We start from the raw sequence: 20,285 nt of genomic DNA on the forward strand, positions 1-20,285 counted from the left end.
CAAAGCTCTCGGCTGGAAAACTCCTGCCGAAAGGCTCCGCGAGCATCTATCATCACGCGCATAAGGCACTGTTGCGACGACCGGTTGAATGCGGGTACGACGCCGCGGTCGAGCGTCTTGAGACAATCCTTGCGACACCCCCGAAAACCCCCGAGCCCGTCTATGACGGCAAGATGACTGCGGTCGACGTGGACGCTTCGAAGGCGCTGATACAAATAGCCATGTTTGAGCAATATTGGTGGCTATGGCAGCGAAAGACCGTCCCGATCGAGACGCTAACCACGGAGAAGCCCCTATGGAGCCCGTGGCCTTCACCGACAGGAGAGCGGATGATGCCGCAGCCCATTGACCCGCTGGACCCCAAAAAGATCCCGACAGCGCAGTTCGACTTCAGCATCACCAGCCTACCGGATGGCGGGATCATCCTGCGCGCGACGCCGCACGTTTACAGGCATCCCGGGCGAGTATCCTTCTGAAACTGCACTCTCGCACTCCGCTTCATCGTCCGTGCCGGACAGTGAGCGCGCGTCGAGCTTCGACAGACGCGCTAGCGGAAATCGTGGACATCCATTAGCGCATCTGTGGACATGGCTAGCGGAATTAACGAACTTCAACAGCTGGCTTAATCACGCATGCGCGCCCAACTGCGAGACCATCGAAGACGATGACCGCATCTTCATTCACACGCTGCGGCCCATCGAGCCGGGCGAAGAATTGTTCATTGAATATCTGCTGGCCCTCGACGATCCATCGGATGAAGAAGCCCGGCTGCAGTACGCGTGCCGGTGCGCCGCTGCAAACTGCCGTCAGTCGATGCTGGCTGACGCTGCGTGAACATGGCACGGCTGGTGCGGGATAGCGTAGCTGGCCCGGAAAGGGCTTCCCTTCCGAAGCAGCCGGATGATCGCCTTGCTAGGATTGGCGGGGCTGCGGTCTTTCATATTGATGTGCTAAAAACCACGTTGTCGCAAACACGAAGAAACAGATGTCGCTGGATCTTGAAGACTTGTAATGACGTCGGCGGCCAGCGCGCGTCGGCAGAATCAGGGGGACAGTCTTATGCAGAAGCGGAAGTTCGCACGAAAAGGAGCAGGGGAACTGAGTTTGCCCGAGTTGCTAGATCGGCTTGAACTGGCATTGACGGGGATGCCCGCTGGCACATCGGTCGGCAGGGCCCTGTCGGATCTGAACTGGCGGCTTGGCACGGCCGGCGAGAAAGCTGCTGCAAGGACCAGTCGATCTACACCTCCGCGGCATCGGCGCCGAAGCGCCGTCGAATCTTTGCCACTGTTTTCATGAGTGCTGGTGAACGGGGAGACGCGTAGACCTCGAATGCTCGGGGCTGAGTAGTGTGGCAGGATCGCGCGCTCACGCCTCTATTTGTGCAGGCCGCGCGCGATGTCAAAACGATGCTGACCGGAATTCCTCTGTCCGTCTACCATGTTCTGGCCGGTTATTTTCAGTTTCATCGGCGACCGGGTTGCTGTGTGGGCTGCGAAGCCGCATCCCAATAAACGTTGAAGCCCATCAATGAAGTGAGTGTTCCCGCTGCGCGCTTCATCATGTCGCCGACTTCTGCCATAGACGGTACGGTGGCATCGTCGATTCGCTCGATATATGGGGTAGTCAGTGCCGCAATGGCGTGACCATCCCAGCCGAACACAGGGTAGGCCAGATTCTTTACCCCCTTGACCTGGCGGCTGGACATGCGCGCGTTGCCGTGTTTGCGGATCTGCGCGAGGTCCGTTGCAAGCTGTTGCGGGTCCACGGCCCGCTCGCCGTCCACCGGAACATGCAGTTCGAGCATCTCGACGCGTTGCGGTTCCTCCTGGAAGGCGAGCAACACCTGCCCCGACGCGGTATCAGTGAGTCCGATCAACGTGCCGACCTTCAACGCAAAACCCCAGCGCTCCGGACTTTCGACGCCAGCGACGATCAGTACGCGTCCCTTCTGATATACGCAGAGGTGAAACGACTGTCCAGCCTGCTTGGCGAGCAGCGTCATCAGCGGCAACGCGGTCGACACTAGCGAGCGCACTGGCTGATGCCGGTGCGCTAACTGGAAGAGCAGCAGCGAGAGTACATACCGGTCGCCGATCGTGTGCAGGTAGCCGCGTGATTCCAGCGTCACGACCATCCGGAAAATTTCGGCGGTGGTGCGGCCGAGTTCTTTTGCGAGTTCGGCGAGAGACAAACCTTCCGCGTGGTCGGCCAGCAATTCGATGATGTCCAGGCCTTTTTCCAGTGCCGGTGCCGAATAGCGCGTTGCGTTGGCGTTCAAGTTTTCTCCAGAAATCGTAGATGAAATGACGGACATGGTAACCAGACAAATTGTAGGGCGATTCAAGGCTGCGTAGGCCGACAGCAGCCCGTTTGACGAACGGGAAAACACCTATAAAATTTTATCCATGAAATGCTATTTCATATGTACCATTGTCTACATGGCGCGGCAGGAGTGTTCAGGTACGTTGAACGGCCGGTCGTTGAACAACCCGGGAAGGAGGGCGAATGGCAGCGGTTGCATTCGAGCAGGTCAAAAAATCGTTTGGCGAGCAGCAGGTGTTGAAGCAGATCGACCTGCAGGTTCCGGACGGGGAGTTTCTCGTGCTGGTCGGGCCGAGCGGGTGCGGGAAATCCACGCTGCTGCGTGCATTGGCGGGCCTCGAAAGCGTCAGCCACGGGCGCATCGTCATAGACGGCGAGATCGTCAATGCGCGGCCGCCGCGTGATCGCGATATCGCGATGGTTTTCCAGAACTATGCGCTCTATCCGCACATGACGGTGCTCGAGAACCTGACGTTCGCGCTCAAGCTGCGCAATCGCGATGCACAGGAGATTGCGTCGCGGGCGCAAAAGGCGGCACAGATGCTGGGCCTGCAGGATCTGCTCGACCGTCATCCGCGCCATCTGTCGGGCGGTCAGCGGCAGCGCGTGGCGATGGGCCGCGCGATCGTGCGTGATCCGAAGGTGTTCCTGTTCGACGAGCCGCTCTCGAATCTCGATGCGAGGCTCCGTGTACAGATGCGCGCAGAGATCAAGGCGCTCCACCAGCGCCTGCGTGCCACGACAGTCTATGTGACGCACGACCAGATCGAGGCGATGACGATGGCGGACCGCATCGTCGTGCTGAACGGCGGTGTGATCGAGCAGATCGGTACACCGCTCGCTTTATATGACGACCCCGACAATCTCTTCGTGGCCGGCTTCATCGGCTCGCCTGCGATGAACTTCTTCAAAGGCATTTACGAGCAGCATGGACACGGCGCACACGTGCGGATCGGCGAGCTCGCGTTGCCGGTGCCGCCCGTCAACGCTACGCACGGCCAGGAGGTGACGTACGGTATTCGTCCCGAGCATCTGAGTCTTGCAGGCGCAGACGGCATGCCGTTTGCGCTCGAGGTGGTCGAGCCGACCGGTGCGGCGACCGAACTTTTCGGCATGGTCGCCGGCCAGCCCTGTTGCGTGATGATGAACGGTCGCACCGATGTGCGTGCAGGCACGACCATCTTGCTGCGAGCGGAACCCTCGAAGGTGCTCGTGTTCGACCTCGCCAGCGGGCGACGGTTACGCTGAACGGGATTGCGAGCCAATCCGTCGCGGGGCTCGCATGACACAGTTGCCGCCGGCAAGCCGCGCGGCCCACGGCGGAAGCCATACAAGAGGAGACAATGATGCGTTATAAAACCATGTTCAGGCTTGCAGCTTCGGTATTCGCGCTTGCGGGTATCGTCGTGTCGAGTGTCGCGCATGCCGACGGCGAGTACAAGGGCTACACGTTGCGGGTCAAGCTGATCGGCGGTGTGCAGTACGAAGCGCTCTATACACGGATTCCGCTGTGGGAAAAACAGACTGGTGCGAAAGTCGAGATCGTATCGCGCAAGAGCCATTTCGAACTCGATCGTGAACTGAAGCAGGACATCGCGTCCGGTCACATCGACTATTGCGTGTCGTCCAATCACACGAATTTTTCGGCACAGTACCCAATTTTCCGTGATCTGAAGGGCTTGTTCCCGGCCAGTTATCTGGCGGCGTTCTCGCCGAACCTGCTCAAGCAGTCCGAGATCAATGGACATCTGGTGCAGATTCCGCGCTCGGTGGATATTGAGGCGCTCTACTACAACAAGGCGGCCTACAACGATCCGGCCAACCAGAGCGCCTATCACAAGCAGTTCGGCGAACCGCTTGCGCCACCGAAGAACTACGTTGAATTTGCCCAGCAGGCGAAGTTCTTCACCAAGGCGCCGAACTTTTACGGCACGCAGTTCCCCGGCAAGGACGAAGCGATCACCGGCACGTTCTATTCGCTGTTGATCGCCAATGGCGGTCAGTTGCTGGATGGGAAAAACCGTCCGGCGTTCAACTCGCCGATTGGCGTCAAGACGCTGAACTGGTTCGTGGATCTATACAAGGCGGGCGCCGTACCCAAAGGGGTGCCAAGCTACGTCTGGGACGATCTCGGCAACAACTTCGCTGCAGGCAAAGTGGCGCTGGATCTCGACTGGCCAGGCTTCGCTTCGTTCTACAACGATCCGAAGACTTCCCAAATGGCCGGCAAGGTCGGCGTGGTGCCGGCACCGCTCGGCATTGCCAACAAGCGGCCGGGCTGGTCAGGTTCGCATAGCTTCTCGATCACGAAGACCTGTGACCGACCGGAAGTCGCTGCGAGCTTCATCCAGTTCGTGACCAGCCTCGAATCGCAGATGGTGGAGGCACGGCTCGGAACGATCCCGTCGCGGGTCGATGCGCAGCAGGCGATCATGAAGGAGTTCGAGGCGAAACAGGATACGTATATGGCGCATGCGATCTCGACGTTCAGCACGGCAGCTCAGCAGGATGCCTTTACGCCGCCCCGGATCCAGCAATGGGACGAAATTTCCAATGCGCTGTGGCCGGAACTGCAGAAGGCGCTGATCGGCGACAAATCATCCCAGCAGGCGCTCGACGATGCGGCGAAAAAAGTCTCCGACATCATGCAGGACGCATCCAACTAGTGACACCCATGGCGCGGGCTGCGCTCCGCGTCATGCTGTCGATCCGCATTCCCCTGCTTCAATATGCGCTCCAATATGCGATTCAATATCCGCTATTCGCCGGCGGCACGATCCTCCGGGCCGGCCCTGCATGAGAGCCTGGCCGTGCCGTTAAGGCTGCTGCTGCCAGCGTTTTTCTCGGTGGCGATCGTCGTTGTGCTACCGCTGCTTTTCTCGCTATACACGAGTTTCACCGCGTACCGGCTTATCGATCCGGACACGATCTGGAATGTCGTCGGCCTGCGAAACTATCTGCGCGCGTTTGCGAACGGGGACTTCTGGGCCGCGTTCGGCCGTACCGTGCTATTCCTGACGATTGCGTTGAATCTGGAACTGTTGCTGGGCCTCGGGATCGCGCTGCTGCTCAACCAGATTGTGAAAGGCCAGCGCACTTTGCGCACCATCATGATGTTCCCGATGATGTTTTCACCCGTGCTGGTCGGCTTTCAGTTCAAGTTTCTGCTCAATGACAGCACGGGCGTCATCAACCATGTACTGCAGACAGTGTTCGGCCTGAAGAGCACGATCCCGTTCCTGGTCAACGCGGAATCGGCGCTCGCGTCACTGATCGTGGCGGAAGTGTGGAATTCGACGCCGGTGTTCGCGGTGATTCTGCTCGCTGGCCTGATGGCGCTGCCGAAGGATCCGGTCGAAGCGTCCAAAGTCGACGGCTGCACGCCGTGGCAAACCTTCCGCTACGTGACACTGCCTTACCTGATGCCGTTCATCTATATCGCGATGACGATCCGTTCGCTGGATGTCGGCCGGGCTTATGACATCGTCCGCATCATGACCAACGGCGGTCCCGGCGGACGTACGGAATTGCTCTGGACGATGGTAGGCCGCATCGCCTACGACGATTCGCGCATGGGTTACGCCAATGCCATCGGCTACGTGTCCGTGCTCGTGTCGGTGCTATTCACACTGTACTTTTTCCGCAAGCTCAACGCGGCACGCAAACACATGGGACCGAGCTGACATCATGAGTACGACTTTCAATAACGCTTCCGCATTCGATTCGTTTCGAGCGCCGGTGAAACGGGGTGCCCTGTGGTTCGCAGTCTTCCTCGTGATGGCGGTCATCTGTCTGCCCGGCCTTTGGGTCATGCTCAACGCCTTCCGCTCGAATGTCGCGATCCTGTCGAACCAGCCGCTGGTTAATGCCGGCAGTTATACGCTCGACAACTTCCGCAACGTGTTCGGCTTTGGCGGGATGGCGTCGTTGCCGATTCGTCAGTATTTCGTGAATTCGGTCGTTATTTCAGTCGCGAGCACGGTCGCTGCGATCGTGGTCGGGGTGCTCGGCGGCTATGCGTTTGCGCGTTTCGAGTTCCGCCACAAGAAGCTGTTGTTCGTGGTGCTGATGCTCACGCGTGCGATTCCAGGCATCGCACTCTCGCTGCCGATCTTTATGCTGTGGGCGTGGACGGGTCTGCTCGACACGCGCATCGGCGTGGTTATTGTCTATCTCGCGATGAACGTGCCGTTCACTGTGTGGCTGATCGACGGGTTCTTTCGCGAAGTGCCCGCAGAACTCGCCGAGGCTGCTCAGATCGACGGCTGCAGCCGCTGGCAGGCATTCTGGCATATCGAGCTGCCGCTCGCCCGCTCGGGCGTCGCGTCGGCTGCGATCTTCGCATTTCTGACCAGCTGGAACGAGTTCGCGCTGGCGTCGCAACTGTGCCGCAGCCCTGATACCAAAACCCTACCCGTCGGCTTGATGGACTTTACCGCGCAGTTCACGGTGGACTGGGCCGGCATGTGCGCGATGGCTGTGATCATCATCATTCCGGCCATCATCCTGACGTTCATCGTTCAGAAACACCTGATCGCAGGTCTCACGCTTGGCGGCGTGAAAGGATAGAACAAAAATGACTCTCATCGAATCCGTCGAAATCCAGCAAGTCGACCTTCAGCCGAAGGTGCGGCGCACGGATGCCATCCAGTCGTTCGTCGCTCAGGAAACGGTGCTGCTCACAATTCGTTGTAGTGATGGCAGCACCGGCACAGGCTACACGTACACGATCGGTACGGGCGGCTCGTCGATCGTCGCGTTGCTGCAGGATCATCTTGCGCCGCAACTGATCGGCCGCAATCCCGCAGAATATGAAGCGATCTGGCAGCATCTGTTCTATCACACGCACGCGACTGCGGTCGGTGCGATCACGAGTCTCGCACTGGCCGCGATCGACACCGCGCTGTGGGATCGCAATACGCGTGTGGCCGGACTGCCGTTGTGGGTTGCGGCGGGCGGTGCGAAGCCACGCGTGCGGACTTACACGACCGAGGGTGGCTGGCTGCACCTCTCGGCAAGCGAACTCGTTGAACAGACTCTGAACGCGCAGGATGAGGGCTTCTACGGCGCGAAGGTGAAAGTCGGGCGCCCGCACCTGTCGGAGGACGTCGCGCGCCTTGCGGCGGTGCGCGAAGCGGTGGGTGACGACTTCGAGCTGATGGTCGATGCAAACCAGGGGTTCACGCTCGGGGAGGCGCTGCGGCGAGCCCACGCGTTTGAGCCACTGCACCTAGCGTGGCTGGAGGAACCGATGCCCGCCGAAAACATCGCTGGCCATCGGCAACTGAGCGCTTCCACGACGGTGCCGGTCGCGGTTGGCGAGTCAATGTATCACCCCGCGCAATTCGCCGAATACATGAAGGCGGACGCCTGCTCAATCGTGCAGGCAGACGTGGCGCGTGTCGGCGGTATCACGCCTTGGCTGAAGATTGCTCATCTCGCCGAGGCGATGAACATAGCAATCTGCCCGCACTTTCTCATGGAATTGCATGTGAGTCTGTGTGCCGCGGTGCCGAACTCCGCGTGGGTCGAATACATTCCACAACTCGATACGCTCACGGGTTCGCGTGTGAGGATCGAGCAAGGGTACGCGGTCGCGCCAGGCGAGCCGGGTCTTGGCATCGACTGGGACTGGCAGGCGATTCGCGCGAACCAGCACGTGAACGTGACGGTCGGTACGCGCGCCGCGCGCGTCGCGGTGCGAGGCGCATGATGGACCGCGCGCAGCCTGGAAGAGATTCAGTGCCGGATGTGCGCGAGCGGCCCGCTCCGTTGCAGTTCAGCGCGCTCGGCTTCGGATCGGCGGGCATCGCCGGCATGTATCGCGACGTACCCCATGCACAGGCGCTCGCCACTGTCGATGCGGCCTGGGACGCCGGTGTGCGTTACTTCGATACGGCCCCGTTCTACGGCTATACGAAGGGCGAACACCGGCTGGGCGCCGCGCTCGCGAGCCGCAACCGCGACGAATTCGTGCTATCGACCAAAGCAGGGCGGACGCTGACACCCGCCGACGCGGGTGGTGGATCCGTCTCGCCGGACGGCTGGGTGAATCCGTTTCCATTCAAGGCCCGCTTCGACTACACGCGCGACGCAATACTCCGCTCGTTCGAAGACAGTCTGCAACGGCTCGGGATGGCGCGTATTGATGTGCTGCTCGTGCACGACATCGGCAGCTATATGCATGGCAGCGATCCCGAACGGGCGGCGCATTACTGGCGACAGCTTTCGGACAGTGGATTCAAGGCGCTGGACGAACTGCGATCGGCGGGCGTCGTTGGCGCGGTGGGACTGGGCGTGAACGAGAGTGCGGCGATCGTCGACGCGTTGCGCGAGTTCGATCTCGACTGCGCGCTGCTCGCAGGACGCTACACGCTACTCGAACAGACTGTTCTTGCTGACCTGCTGCCGACCTGCGACGCGCGCGGCGTCGGCGTGCTGATCGGCGGTGCTTTCAATTCGGGCATTCTCGCGCGCGGACGTGGCTCCCCCGCAAACGGTCCGGATGGCACGCAACCCGTGTTCAACTACGCGAGTGCGCCGCCGGATATTGTGGCGCGGGTCGAGCGCCTGGTTGCGGTGTGCGATACGTTCGGCGTGCCATTGAGCGCTGCCGCGCTGCAGTTTCCGTATGCGCATCCGGCAGTGAAATGCATCGTGACAGGCGCGCGTTCGCCAGAAGAAATGCTCGATAACGCACGTGGTTTCGCGTTGCCGATTCCACTCGCGTTCTGGGACGAGCTGAAATCGCTCGGCTTGATCGATCAACGCTCGCCCGTGCCGCGCGATTTCGTGGCAGCGACACATCTTCGCGCGCTCGCAGGGGAGCGTTCATGAAGATCGATGCCCATCAACATTTCTGGCAGCCGGGGCGCGGTGATTACGGGTGGCTCACCCCCGGGCTGGGCGAACTGTATCGTGACTTCCTTCCGGCGGATCTCGCGCCCCTGATATCTGCGGCAGGCGTCGAGCGTACGATCGTTGTGCAGGCCGCGCCGTCACTTGCCGAGACCCGTTACCTGCTGGCGCTTGCGGCGCATGAGCCGTCGATTGGCGGTGTCGTCGGCTGGGTGCCGATGCTCGCGCCCGAAGCGCCCGCGTTCATTGCCGAACTTGCTCGTGACCCAAAGTTCAAGGGCGTGCGCCCGATGCTGCAGGACCTGCCGGATGACAACTGGATCGCCAATCCTGCGCTAGAGCGCGCCGTAGAAGCGCTGCTCGCCCATGACCTTGCCTTCGACGCACTGATTTTCGCGCGCCACGTCGATGCGCTTGAGACATTTGCGGCGCGCTTTCCGCAGTTGCGCATCGTCGTCGATCATGGCGCGAAGCCGCCGGTCCGCGATGGCCATGTGGGCTGGCGAAGGTGGGCCGACGGCATTGCGCGCCTCGCGCGCCTGCCGAACATTCATTGCAAACTGTCGGGTCTTGCAAGCGAAGCCGCACCCGGCTGGACTGAAGCGACCCTACAGCCGTATGTCGATCATATTCTGAATGTCTTCGGTCCGGCGCGCCTGATGTGGGGCAGTGACTGGCCTGTGCTCAACATGAACGGCGATTACCTGTTATGGCATTCAGTGACGAACACCTTGCTTGCGTCGCTGTCCGACGCGGCGCGCGACGCGATATTCGGCGCGAACGCCAGAGCGTTCTATCGCGTCGTGTGAAGTTTGTGAAATCACCGCAAAGGGACGCTGTAATGCCGCCGAAGGCGAGCCGCTGGACCGAGTGCCAGGTTGCCCGGCATGCCCCAATCGCAATTTAAAATGGAATCCCAGCAAATGACGCAGAGACTGGCAGGAAAAAAAGTACTGGTTACTGCGGCAGCCCAAGGCATCGGCCTCGCGACCGCCGAACGCTTCGCTGCTGAAGGCGCGCACGTAGTCGCGACTGATATTCGCATTGAATTGCTGGCCGGCAAGCCATTCGATGTACGCAAGCTCGACGTTCGTGACAGCGCGGCAGTCAATATGCTGGCGCAAGAGCTTGGCGCACTCGATGCTCTGTTTAACTGCGCTGGCTTTGTGCACGCCGGGTCCATCCTGGAGACGACTGAAGCGGATTGGGACCTGGCATTTGACCTTAACGCGAAGGCGATGTACCGGACCATTCGCGCGTTTCTACCCGCGATGCTGGAGAAAGGCAGAGGTTCGATCATCAACATGTCGTCGGCTGCGTCGAGCGTGAAAGGCGTGCCGAACCGCTTTGTCTATGGTGCTTCGAAGGCTGCTGTGATCGGTCTGACGAAGGCAGTCGCCGCCGATTTTGTCACGCGCGGGATCCGGTGCAACGCGATCTGCCCAGGCACGGTCGATTCGCCGTCGCTGCAGCAGCGCATCGCTGAACAGGCAAAGGAGCAGGGCCAGAGTGTCGAGCAGGTGAGTGCGGCGTTCGTTGCGCGTCAGCCAATGGGACGTGTGGGCAAGCCCGAGGAGATCGCGGCGCTCGCTTTGTATATCGCATCCGATGAGTCGTCGTTTACGACCGGCCAGATCCACTTGATTGATGGCGGCTGGTCGAATTAACCGCGCCATTCAGTGCCGTTTCAGCAACAGGGATAAGACAACATGAAGCTCCTCCGTTACGGACCGAAGGGACAGGAACAGCCGGGACTGCTGGACGCGCACAGCAAGATTCGCGATCTTTCGAACGTCGTAGAGGACATTGCCGGCGACGTCCTCCCGGATCCGGGGCTGGCGAAGCTGCGTGCACTAGATCCGACATCGCTCGCCGAGGTGCCAGGCGAGCCACGCATCGGCCCCTGCGTGGGGCGCGTCGGCAAATTCGTCTGCATTGGCTTGAACTAGGCTGACCATGCCGCCGAATCGGACCTGCCAGTTCCCAGCGAGCCGGTCGTCTTCGGCAAATGGACGAGCGCGATCTGCGGGCCGAACGAGGACGTCGAAATCCCGCGCGATTCGAAGAAGACCGACTGGGAGGTGGAGCTCGGTGTGGTAATCGGAGAAACGGCCAGGTACGTCGATGAGGCCGATGCACTGGATTACGTCGCTGGCTATTGCGTCATCAACGACGTGTCCGAACGTGAATGGCAGCTCGAACACGGCACGCAGTGGGACAAGGGCAAGGGCTTCGACACGTTCGGACCCATCGGTCCGTGGCTCGTGACGAAAGATGAAGTGGCGGATCCCCAGCAACTCGACTTGTGGCTCGAAGTAGACGGGCATCGCTATCAAAGTGGTAACACCCGGACCATGGCGTTTGGCGTTGCGCAACTGGTGTCGTATCTGTCGAAAGTGATGAGCCTGCAACCCGGCGACGTGATCTCGACAGGAACGCCTCCCTGAGTTGGCCTTGGGCAAAGGCCGCCCGTGTATCTGCGTGCGGGCCAGGACATCTGCCTCGGAATCGACGGGCTTGGGGTGCAGCGGCAGCGTACCGATCAGGCTTGACCGTCCGGAGGAGAAAGCTTCCCGTGACCGGGATTCAAGTGCATCCGGCTGAATGTTGGGAAAGGTCCGCAGAAGGAGGCATCGCGTGCAAGGTTCGGGCGTGGGGCCATCGAGGTGCTGCAGGTCATTATTCCAGCCGCGCCTGGATAAAGCAGGTTTGAATCAATGTATTACGCGTCACAGAAAGCGCGGCAAATCACACAGCCTTTGGAGAATCTGATGAGATCTTGCCTGATGTTGGACCTCAAGGATTCCCCGGATCTGATTGCCGAGTACGAAGCCATGCACCGCGAGATCTGGCCGGAGGTGGCGAAGCATCTGCGCACTCAGGGTATTACTCGTATGGAAATTTTTCGTTTGGGCACCCGGCTATGCATGCTGATGGAAACAGATGACGCAATCTTCAGCGCTCAGCGGGTTGCGGATGCTGAAGCAAACGATCCCGTGCTGACGAGATGGCAGAGTCTGATGTGGAAGTTCCAGGCCCCAACGCCATGGACTCCACCCGGTGAGAAATGGGTCGAAGCGGCGCTCATCTTCGACTTGTCACGGCAACCGTGATTTGTGGTGCGAAGGCGTCCCGCATAGGCGTCGAGGACCGGCGGGCGATGGAGTCAGGTGCGGTGTCGCTGAGCGCAGTTCGCGACGACAGATTCCGCTGCATGAGATGAGGTGGCGGCTGCGGGCCCTATGAAACAGGTGAATCATCGAGAGCATAGTGTCTTCATGTGCGTTTTATTTATATCGGATACCTAAGTATAATAATATATAGGCATGTTAAATATAAGTTAATAAATTCGATAACCATGCACCGGCAACTGAATGTAAAGGCCCGTTTTCCTTTAAGAACGCGAAAAGGTTTTATAGGCAGACAGGCAGTGATGTGTTGTCGCACATTAGGCGGGGACGTTGCCGGGCACGGTCGCGCTTCAGACCTCAGGAACGGTTTCGGTTCGGCGCGCTGGCGTCGAACTACATTGAAGCATCTGGAGTTCCATTTTTAAAAAGGGTTGGAGGAGATGATGAAAAAAACTTCGGTCCGAAGATCGGGCGCCGGCTAACCCTGTTCGGTCGGCTCGCCCTCGATCTCTGGGTTCGCCTCGAATCAGACCCGTACGTGGTCACTTACTGCGAGCGGCCCCTGTGCATCCCGGACGCGAAGCCGTCGCGGGTTGTCGACTTCTGGGTCCGCACGCGTCACGACGAGAAATTGTGTGTCGTGCTGAGAACGGCGGAATGGACTTCTGTGGCGCAAGGACATTCCCTGTTCCCGGCTTTTCAGTCGTGGAGCCGGGCGTCTTCGATGCAGTTGCAGATGATTCATCCGCAGGAGCTCGACGACCCACAGGTGCTTCGCGAAAACCGGATCATGATGCTTCGTTACCTGGCAGGTAGTCACACGCTCCCAGTCGAGAAATTGACATCGGACGTGATCACCGCGTGTAGCGACGGCACTACGCTGGCAGAACTCGAACGGCGATTCGCGACGGTCGATCCGATGCTCGTTCGCTCGGCTGCCTTCAGACTGGTGCTGCGCGGCGAGGTGGGATGTCCGGCACTTGCATTCGAGCCACTGGGGCCGAATACCCATCTGGAGCTGGTATGAAGCAGATCGCCTTCGGCGTATTGCGGTTCGATCGAAGCTCCATTCCGCGCGATCTGACCGATATCGGTCAATGGCCAGCGGCAGACGACAGCGCGCTTTCTGAAGAGGGGCGCGACGTGCTGAAGCGCCGGATCCGGGCGATGACGCTGTTTCTGGACGGCCACACACCTTTGCGCGAAATCAGCCGGGAAACGGGAGTTGGTTTCAACGACCTTTATCGCGTCTTCGAGCGGTGCATCACGCAGCACGAGGACGGCCGAATCTTTGGCTGCCGCGCATTGATCCCTTATCAGCACACGCGGTCGTACGACCGCCGCTCGCCGGTCAAGCCATCCCGTGAGGGCGTCTCGAGCAACGCCAGCGGAGCCTTCACCCAGTTGCTGCAGCGCTATCCGGACATCGCTCGCTGGATCGAACGCAAGGTCACCGAGCGCAGCAGGAAGCACGCAGAACTCACCGAAGTTCACCGTCACCTGTGGCGACTGCATGGAGGCTTTCTTGCGCGATGCCGGCAGGCGGGCATCCAGGCGCACGAATATCCGTTCAACCAAAAATACCTCGCCGAGCGATCGCTTGCCAGTCACGCCCGCGCGCTGTCGAACCGGAATTTCGACGCCGCGGCTCGGGCAGCAGGCGCCACGCAGATCACTCATCGCTGGAATGACGATCCTGAAGGCCTTCGCAAACCCGCAACCCGTCCATTTGAAGCGGTCGAATTCGACGGTCACAAGATCGATGCGCGCCTGACACTGCGCATCGACGATCCGTTCGGTTTCGAAACATTGCTTGTGCTGCACAGGATCTGGATTCTGCTGGTGCTCGATGTCGCAACGCGTGCAGTAATTGGCTACGCGCTCGCGCTGGGCCACGAGTACAACAAGGACGACATTGCCGCGGCCTTGCAGGCGAGCCTGATGCCACACCCAGTCCGCGCTTCGCAGATTCCGGCGCTAGCGGTCAGACCAGGCGGAGGCTTCCCGTCCGAGGCGATTCCCGGTACCGCGTGGGCGTGCTGGGGCACGTTCCGCTTTGACGCAGCGAAGGCCCATTTCGCGAAGGCGACACTTGAGCGCCTGACCCAGGTTGTCGGCTGCACAGCCGACAATGGGCCACTGGGCCAGAAAAACGAACGCGCGCTGATTGAGCGCTTTTTTGATCAGATCGCGTCGCATTTCGCGCACAGATTGCCGGCCACCACGGGCAGCGATCCGCGCGCAGTCGAACGTGTGCTCAACGACGTCGGCGAGAAAACCTCTCTGATGATGACACTCGACGAGCTCGAAGATGTGATCGACGTGGTTCTCGCCAACTACACTGGCGAGCCGCATGGGGGACTGGGCGGGCGTACGCCGCTGGAGGCAATGCATTTCCTGCTCGAGAAACAGGACGGCCTGCTGCGTACGTTGCCGGTGGCCAGACGCAGCGCCTTGTGCCTGCTTCAGGAGGCCCGCGTTGTCACGATCCGCGGCAACGTGAGCCGCGGCGACCGCCCGCATATCAATTTCGAACACGTGCGTTACGACAACCGGGTGCTGTCGGGCATCGCAGGGCTGATCGGCAAGCAGCTTCGCATCTATTTCAACGTCAAGGACATCCGCCATCTCCACGCGTTCCATATGGACGGGTCAGAACTGGGGGTGTTGACTGCCGCGCGTCCCTGGTGCTTTACGCCACATTCGCTGCGCGTGCGACAGGAAATCTTCTCACTGATCCATCAGCGAAAGCTGTCGGTGCGCGAAGGCAGCGATCCCGTTGGCGCGTGGTTTGCCTACAAGAAGGAACAGGCGCGAAGCCATACACGCGACGCCAATGACCTGGCGCGCATGCTGACAGACCGGGCGAAGTCGCACGCACTACCTTCGCCCGATGTCGCACACGCTGGCCCAGCCGTGAAAAGCGAAGCGCCGGCGCCAGAAACACCCGCCCGAAAGGCGCCGGACGCACCGTGGCTCACGCAGATTTTCACGTTCCGGTGAACGATGCCTGATTCGCTGAAACGCCCCGTTGATCCATCGGCGCATCCGCTCGTGAACCAGGCGTACATGGTGCCCACCCCGGCAATCGCCGCGATGTACTCACGCGTGCGTCAGTGCATCCGGCGCGGCGTCGCTGGCGCTGTCATCTATGGGCACACTCGCTGGGGCAAGACCTATGCGATCCGGTACTGTGTTCGGCTGCTGAATCTGGAGCTGCCTCGCGTGGCAATCCTGACGATCGGCATGCCGCGCAATCCGTCGCGCTCGGAGGCGTTGTTTTTCGGCATGCTGCTTGAGGCGGCACGACATGGGCGTCCGGATAGCGGCACGGCGTTGCAGCGCCGACTGCGCCTCTACCACAAGCTGGCCGAACTGGTCGAACGTGCCGCCGGCAACAAACTGCTCGTATTTGTCGATGAGGCGCAGCGGCTTGAGCTCGAACACTATGAATGGTTACGGGACGTGCAGGACGAACTCGAGCGTCGCGGTGTGCGGATGTTCACATTCCTGGTCGGTCAATCTGGCATCCTGAACCGCAAGAGTTCGTTCCGGCAGAGCGTGGACACCTCGCAGATCGTGTCCCGTTTCATGGTCGATGAGTTGCGCTTCGACGGCTTTCGTGCCGCCGACGATCTGAAGATGTCGCTCGCCGCTTACGACACGTCCACTTTCCCAGATGGCAGTGACTGGCCTTACACGCGCTATTTTCTGCAACGCGCATTCGACACCGGCTTCCGGCTTGGGGAGCAGCACCTCGCCTTGTGGGATGCTTTCGATGCTGCCCACCGGCGCGCGAGGTTTGATTTCGCGATGGAGCTGCCGATGGAGTATGTCGCGCGCACTATCGAGATCGCGCTCGTCGAGAACATGAGCCACGATGCATCGGATTTTGCGCTCAGCCCGGCATCGTGGGCGCAAGCGGTAGACGAATCCAACTACGTCGCGGCACTGGAAGATTTGCGCATCGTATTCGTTGATGACGTATCCGCTGGACCATGAAAAGTCGCTTCGAAATTCTGCTTCCCGGCGCAGACAATTGGCAAGTCGGCGAGTGGTGCTGGCGCGACGACTGGAATCTGCCGGGTCAGTCTGCATTTATGCTGTTCGCGAGGTTCCAGCAATTGAACGCGTTGTCGTACACGGCATTGGCGGAACTTTTCTTACGAAAGCCGAGCCGCTGGACTTTGAAGCACGGCATTGACCTCCGCGACATGCGTCAGTTTGATCTCCTTCGGGTGTCCGATCTGATGTGCATTCCGCTTTGCGACGTCGCGGCTGCGTTTTTGCCGGTTAGCGACGTCTCGCGGAGTGCCGGATCGCAACAATTGATGTGGTGCATGCAGTGTGCGGCGCGCGGCATTCATCTCGCCGTTTTTCAGTCTGACGGGTGCAAGACATGCCCGGTCCACGGCGGTCCACTCCGTGACCGTTGCACCCAATGTGGCGAGGCCTTGATGACCTACCGACTGCAGGCGTGCAATTTCCGGGTGCCGCTATGTTGCCCGACATGCGGGCACAACTGGGTGCGTTCGCCCGGCGCGGCAGATGATCCAGCGACCAGGTTATCGCTCGCGTACCGGTGCAAGGTCGCGCAAGGTCTTGCGCGGGATTGGTTCGGCCGCCGTTCATCAAATCTTCGGCGACTGCTGGCTAACTTGAGTCAGCAGGAAGTCTGCGAGGCCTGGCTGGCTTCGGCGCCGTCACGGGGCAGCGGCGAGGAAGGGCTCGGCGGCTTCTGCGCGCGTGTCGTGCAGGGGCAGACTGAAGGGGTTTCGAACGTCCTGGTCCATCCGGTGGCCTTTGCTCGCGAATCGTTAGAAACAGATGTTGACCATCGCAGTAAGTGCGTCGGAGATTTGCTCCGCTCACTGGCGATACGCGCTTCCGATGACGTGCTGCCTGACGCCATCGCGTGTTATAAGTCGATTCGACGACATCTCATACGCCATGTCGTGCAAAGGCATCGCAGGTGTGTCTATACCGCTGGCCGCTATCTCACATGGCGGCTCGATGCATGCTCAACGACACCGTTCTGTCCGGTTGCTCAAGCGGTACTGCGATGGCGGACAAAATGGGAAGGTGTCGGCGTACCGGCGCATCTTTTCGGCCGATGCGAACATGGGCTGCTCGGTGTCATTGTCTGGCTTTCGCTCTTCGCGCCAGTCGGCTTGCCCGGATGGACCCCGCCCGTCGAACGCTGGATAATCCTGCGCGTTTTTGCACTGGCTTGCCTCGACAGTTTTTCCTGCTACCTTGATGCGGTCAACGACGGAGGCGCGCGATCGGGACCTTTATGGCTGCCGTTTCCAGCGATCGACTATCCGGAACGGGAGTGGGTCGTGCTTGACGCAGACCCTGACCGGGAGCACTACAGGATGGTGATCGCTCCGGCGCGATCACGACCGCTTGCATCCTTAAAAGCACTACAAGCGGGAGCGGAACACTACAGACATCACGTCGCACACCTTCATACAGCTCAAGCACCGGAAAACTGGCCGGCACCTGTCGCGAAACGTAACGCGCGATCGGACATTTCCGCGCGACCAGTTAGTTCGCCACTGACGAATCATCGGCGCCGCGTCAGTGTTACGGCAATGGTCCTGGCAGTGTTGGCGGCTTCCGATGCAGAGTGAGACGGTGCGCCGACAACTACATTGTTCCTATTCGGTGCCGCGTGAAGAAGTTATTTTCAATTTCATGCAAGCTTTTCACAATTTTGTGTCTTCGTTCGGACTGCAAGCAATGTTGTCACTATTGCGGTTCGTCGGCCCGAATTGTCAAGGTACGGGCGGTGACACATTTAATGCGGTTTACGACCTAGGCGGCCGCCGCTGACACGCTCGGTGCGCTGATTGTCCATGTTTCAAACTTGGTGACCGCATCATCGCGAAAGATACGGAACTGGTTACTCTCAAGACTCCGGTCGATTTGGCATTCGAATCGTTGACCCCGAGTTCGGCTACCGCCAACTCAGCAACAATGATGAGGCAACGCTGGTGATACGTACGTCCCCCTTCCGTCAAACATTGCCGACGCGTGATTCGTTCAAGGAGCCGCGCACTTAATCGTTCATCGAGCGATCTCAGGTGCCAGCTGGCAGCAGCGTTTGACAGCCCTAGCTCCTCTGCGGCGCGAGATATGCTCCCGAGTTCGACGGTTCGGACAAAAAGCTCAATCTGGATTAATTGATCCAAGGCAGTTCTCTAATCGGCTGGCGCCTCGCTAGCTCAGACCAGCTCGGGCGCTTTCAGGCCGACCTTCGTGACGGCCGATGAGTGACGTCGTCCTGAAGACGTCGTCACATCATTAACCTAGACGGGAGGGGGCATCAGTCCAGCGTGGCTCGAGCCAGGAAGGGGGCGAGGAGTTCCCGGGCGATCTCCGGCGTCACGACGTCGGCGGGTGCAAGCTTTTCATAGGTGTAGCTCTCCGGGTCGTCGTAGATACGCTCCGCAATGAGCTTTGGTTTTGGCTCTTTCGTGTACGTGAAGATCTGGAAGAGGTGGTGCGTCATCAGGTAGTGCGCCGCGGGGTCGGCGTTGATGCCGTGGTCCTTCAGGCACATCCCGGGTACGACGTGGGTCCATACGGCTTCAGTGGTGATGCCGTAGTCGTCGACGCCCATGTTCATGGTCCGTGCGCCCATCACGTTCTGGCGCGTTTCGGCGGCTTCGCGATAGAACCCTTCGACGGCTGCCTTGCCCGTCAGAACGTGCATCTGGCGGCGGTCACCGACGCGGTACATGGGCTCGTCGACGGTGAGTTCGGGAACGATGATTTGATCCCAGTAACCTGCCACTTCCAGCAGCAAATGGCGGAAGTAGTTCTTTAACATGGCCTGGTGATGAGGGTCGGTGGTCCTGTGGAGAAACGCTTCGACTTCCCGGGGCCATTTCGTTACATCGAACTTTGCGGGGACGTGCATCAATGTCAGCGCGTCCGCCGTGGGCATTTCTCGGCCTGGCGCCGCCAGGGTGGCGTAATTCATGACTAGCTCCTATCGGTTGTGAGGATGGGATTCGAATGACGTGTGGGCCTGCCGTCCTATTTCAGACATGCGGCTCGCGAAAGCACGTGACGTTCCGCCTCCGCGGACATGATCACCGCACCTTCACGCTCAACTCACCCAGGCCAGCGATGCACCCGGTCATGGTGTCCCCCCGTTGGACGGACCCTACGCCATCGGGCGTGCCGGTGTAGATGAGGTCGCCAGGCTGCAGTTCGAAATATGTGGACAGGTTGGCGATGATTTCCGGTACAGACCAGACGAGCTTGCTGAGGTCCGTACGTTGGCGATCCTCACCATTGACCTGTACCCAGAGTGCGCCACGGTCAATGTGACCGACCTCGCTGACTCTGCGGAGCGGCGCGATGGGCGCCGATTGGTCGAATGCCTTGCCCAGCTCCCACGGCCGCCCCTTGTCGCGCAGCGCAAGCTGCAGGTCGCGCCGGGTCATGTCGAGACCGACCGCGTATCCGAATACGTGGTCCAAAGCATCTTCTACCGCGATGTCACTGCCGGCGCGTCCAATCGCTACGACCAGTTCGATTTCGTGGTGGTATTCGCTGGTCTGCGGCGGGTAGGGAACTTCGACGGTCGTATCAGCTGGAACGTTCACGATGGCATCTGCCGGCTTGCAGAAGAAAAAGGGCGGTTCGCGGTTCGGGTCGAAGCCCATCTCGCGGATATGGGCGGCATAGTTGCGGCCCACGCAGTAGATGCGCCGAACCGGAAAGACGGAGTCGCTGCCCTGGATAAGCACCGTCGGTGTGGGTAAGGTGAACTCGATGCGCATAGTGGGAACTCCTGTTTATTCGATAGCAGCGGGTCGATGCAGGCCGCAATGGGACGTATGCGCGGTTGCCGAACGGCGAGCGAGCGACACGAGTGTCATATTGTCTCCGATCTGGTGTTCTGGACTCGCGACGTCACGAAATCCTCGGCCTGTCAGCGACCAATGGTTGTGT

19 protein-coding genes and 1 pseudogene are annotated in these 20,285 nt (G+C 60.1%); 16 read left to right on the plus strand and 4 right to left on the minus strand.

Translation table 11 applies throughout. The features are described 5' to 3' along the window. Window positions 1–476: hypothetical protein (locus P3T21_RS32045; RefSeq protein ID WP_429259962.1), on the plus strand; the 476-nt coding region annotated here is incomplete at its 5' end. Then, window positions 412–834: an SET domain-containing protein gene (locus P3T21_RS32050; protein WP_429259963.1), complete on the plus strand. Its 423-nt coding sequence runs from the start codon at window positions 412–414 to the stop codon at window positions 832–834. The genes P3T21_RS32045 and P3T21_RS32050, both read left to right, overlap by 65 nt. A 631-nt stretch (window positions 835–1,465) precedes the next feature. Here the strand turns inward: P3T21_RS32050 and P3T21_RS32055 are convergent. Further along, window positions 1,466–2,281 (minus strand): IclR family transcriptional regulator, encoded by an 816-nt coding sequence (locus P3T21_RS32055; protein ID WP_429259964.1) that lies wholly within the window; start codon window positions 2,279–2,281, stop codon window positions 1,466–1,468. 227 nt (window positions 2,282–2,508) lie between these two features. Here P3T21_RS32055 and P3T21_RS32060 point away from each other — a divergent pair, with 227 nt between their 5' ends. The 14 genes and pseudogenes from P3T21_RS32060 to P3T21_RS32125 all read left to right on the plus strand — a co-directional run bounded on the left by P3T21_RS32060 (window position 2,509) and on the right by P3T21_RS32125 (window position 17,950). After that, on the plus strand, window positions 2,509–3,573 hold the full coding sequence (locus P3T21_RS32060) for an ABC transporter ATP-binding protein (protein WP_429259965.1): 1,065 nt from the start codon (window positions 2,509–2,511) through the stop codon (window positions 3,571–3,573). A 98-nt stretch (window positions 3,574–3,671) separates the two neighbouring features. Next, the gene (locus P3T21_RS32065) at window positions 3,672–4,991 is read left to right on the plus strand and encodes an ABC transporter substrate-binding protein (RefSeq protein WP_429259966.1); all 1,320 of its coding nucleotides are present in this window, start codon (window positions 3,672–3,674) and stop codon (window positions 4,989–4,991) included. Between the two features lie 75 nt (window positions 4,992–5,066). Then, window positions 5,067–6,008, plus strand: a complete 942-nt coding sequence (locus P3T21_RS32070; protein ID WP_429259967.1) for a carbohydrate ABC transporter permease — start codon at window positions 5,067–5,069, stop codon at window positions 6,006–6,008. Between the two features lie 4 nt (window positions 6,009–6,012). Further along, window positions 6,013–6,894 carry a carbohydrate ABC transporter permease gene (locus tag P3T21_RS32075; protein WP_429259968.1) on the plus strand — a complete coding sequence of 294 codons (882 nt, stop codon included), beginning with the start codon at window positions 6,013–6,015 and terminating at the stop codon, window positions 6,892–6,894. Between the two features lie 7 nt (window positions 6,895–6,901). Beyond that, complete coding sequence (locus tag P3T21_RS32080) at window positions 6,902–8,038, plus strand: mandelate racemase/muconate lactonizing enzyme family protein (protein ID WP_429259969.1); 1,137 nt, start codon at window positions 6,902–6,904, stop codon at window positions 8,036–8,038. After that, on the plus strand, window positions 8,038–9,162 hold the full coding sequence (locus tag P3T21_RS32085) for an aldo/keto reductase (protein ID WP_429260008.1): 1,125 nt from the start codon (window positions 8,038–8,040) through the stop codon (window positions 9,160–9,162). Before P3T21_RS32080 ends, P3T21_RS32085 begins: the two co-directional genes overlap by 1 nt. After that, window positions 9,159–9,992 carry an amidohydrolase family protein gene (locus P3T21_RS32090; RefSeq protein WP_429259970.1) on the plus strand — a complete coding sequence of 278 codons (834 nt, stop codon included), beginning with the start codon at window positions 9,159–9,161 and terminating at the stop codon, window positions 9,990–9,992. Before P3T21_RS32085 ends, P3T21_RS32090 begins: the two co-directional genes overlap by 4 nt. A gap of 114 nt (window positions 9,993–10,106) precedes the next feature. Continuing rightward, complete coding sequence (locus tag P3T21_RS32095) at window positions 10,107–10,850, plus strand: SDR family oxidoreductase (RefSeq protein WP_429259971.1); 744 nt, start codon at window positions 10,107–10,109, stop codon at window positions 10,848–10,850. A 42-nt stretch (window positions 10,851–10,892) separates the two neighbouring features. Then, a pseudogene (locus tag P3T21_RS32100) lies at window positions 10,893–11,735 on the plus strand (ureidoglycolate lyase). Between the two features lie 219 nt (window positions 11,736–11,954). Beyond that, complete coding sequence (locus P3T21_RS32105; RefSeq protein ID WP_429259972.1) at window positions 11,955–12,296, plus strand: L-rhamnose mutarotase; 342 nt, start codon at window positions 11,955–11,957, stop codon at window positions 12,294–12,296. Between the two features lie 322 nt (window positions 12,297–12,618). Then, window positions 12,619–13,341, plus strand: a complete 723-nt coding sequence (locus tag P3T21_RS32110) for a hypothetical protein (RefSeq protein WP_429259973.1) — start codon at window positions 12,619–12,621, stop codon at window positions 13,339–13,341. Continuing rightward, entirely contained in the window at window positions 13,338–15,317 is a 1,980-nt protein-coding gene (locus P3T21_RS32115; protein WP_429259974.1) for a hypothetical protein, read from the plus strand. Before P3T21_RS32110 ends, P3T21_RS32115 begins: the two co-directional genes overlap by 4 nt. 3 nt (window positions 15,318–15,320) lie before the next feature. Continuing rightward, complete coding sequence (locus P3T21_RS32120; protein ID WP_429259975.1) at window positions 15,321–16,316, plus strand: AAA family ATPase; 996 nt, start codon at window positions 15,321–15,323, stop codon at window positions 16,314–16,316. After that, window positions 16,313–17,950, plus strand: coding sequence for a hypothetical protein (locus P3T21_RS32125; protein WP_429259976.1), 1,638 nt, complete (start codon window positions 16,313–16,315; stop codon window positions 17,948–17,950). The genes P3T21_RS32120 and P3T21_RS32125 overlap by 4 nt, the downstream gene beginning before the upstream one ends. Before the next feature lie 177 nt (window positions 17,951–18,127). On the opposite strand, the gene P3T21_RS32130 is transcribed toward P3T21_RS32125, so the two are convergent. The 3 genes from P3T21_RS32130 to P3T21_RS32140 form a co-directional block, all read right to left on the minus strand. Further along, the gene (locus P3T21_RS32130; protein ID WP_429259977.1) at window positions 18,128–18,511 is read right to left on the minus strand and encodes a LysR family transcriptional regulator; all 384 of its coding nucleotides are present in this window, start codon (window positions 18,509–18,511) and stop codon (window positions 18,128–18,130) included. Between the two features lie 134 nt (window positions 18,512–18,645). Next, on the minus strand, window positions 18,646–19,305 hold the full coding sequence (locus P3T21_RS32135; protein ID WP_429259978.1) for a hypothetical protein: 660 nt from the start codon (window positions 19,303–19,305) through the stop codon (window positions 18,646–18,648). Between the two features lie 112 nt (window positions 19,306–19,417). Beyond that, a complete protein-coding gene (locus P3T21_RS32140; protein WP_429259979.1) occupies window positions 19,418–20,113 on the minus strand; it encodes a fumarylacetoacetate hydrolase family protein in 696 nt (231 codons plus the stop codon). Window positions 20,114–20,285: the final 172 nt, after the last annotated feature.

The sequence above is a fragment of the Paraburkholderia sp. GAS334 genome (genome assembly GCF_050436625.1).
In the GTDB taxonomy this organism is placed as follows: Bacteria; Pseudomonadota; Gammaproteobacteria; order Burkholderiales; family Burkholderiaceae; genus Paraburkholderia.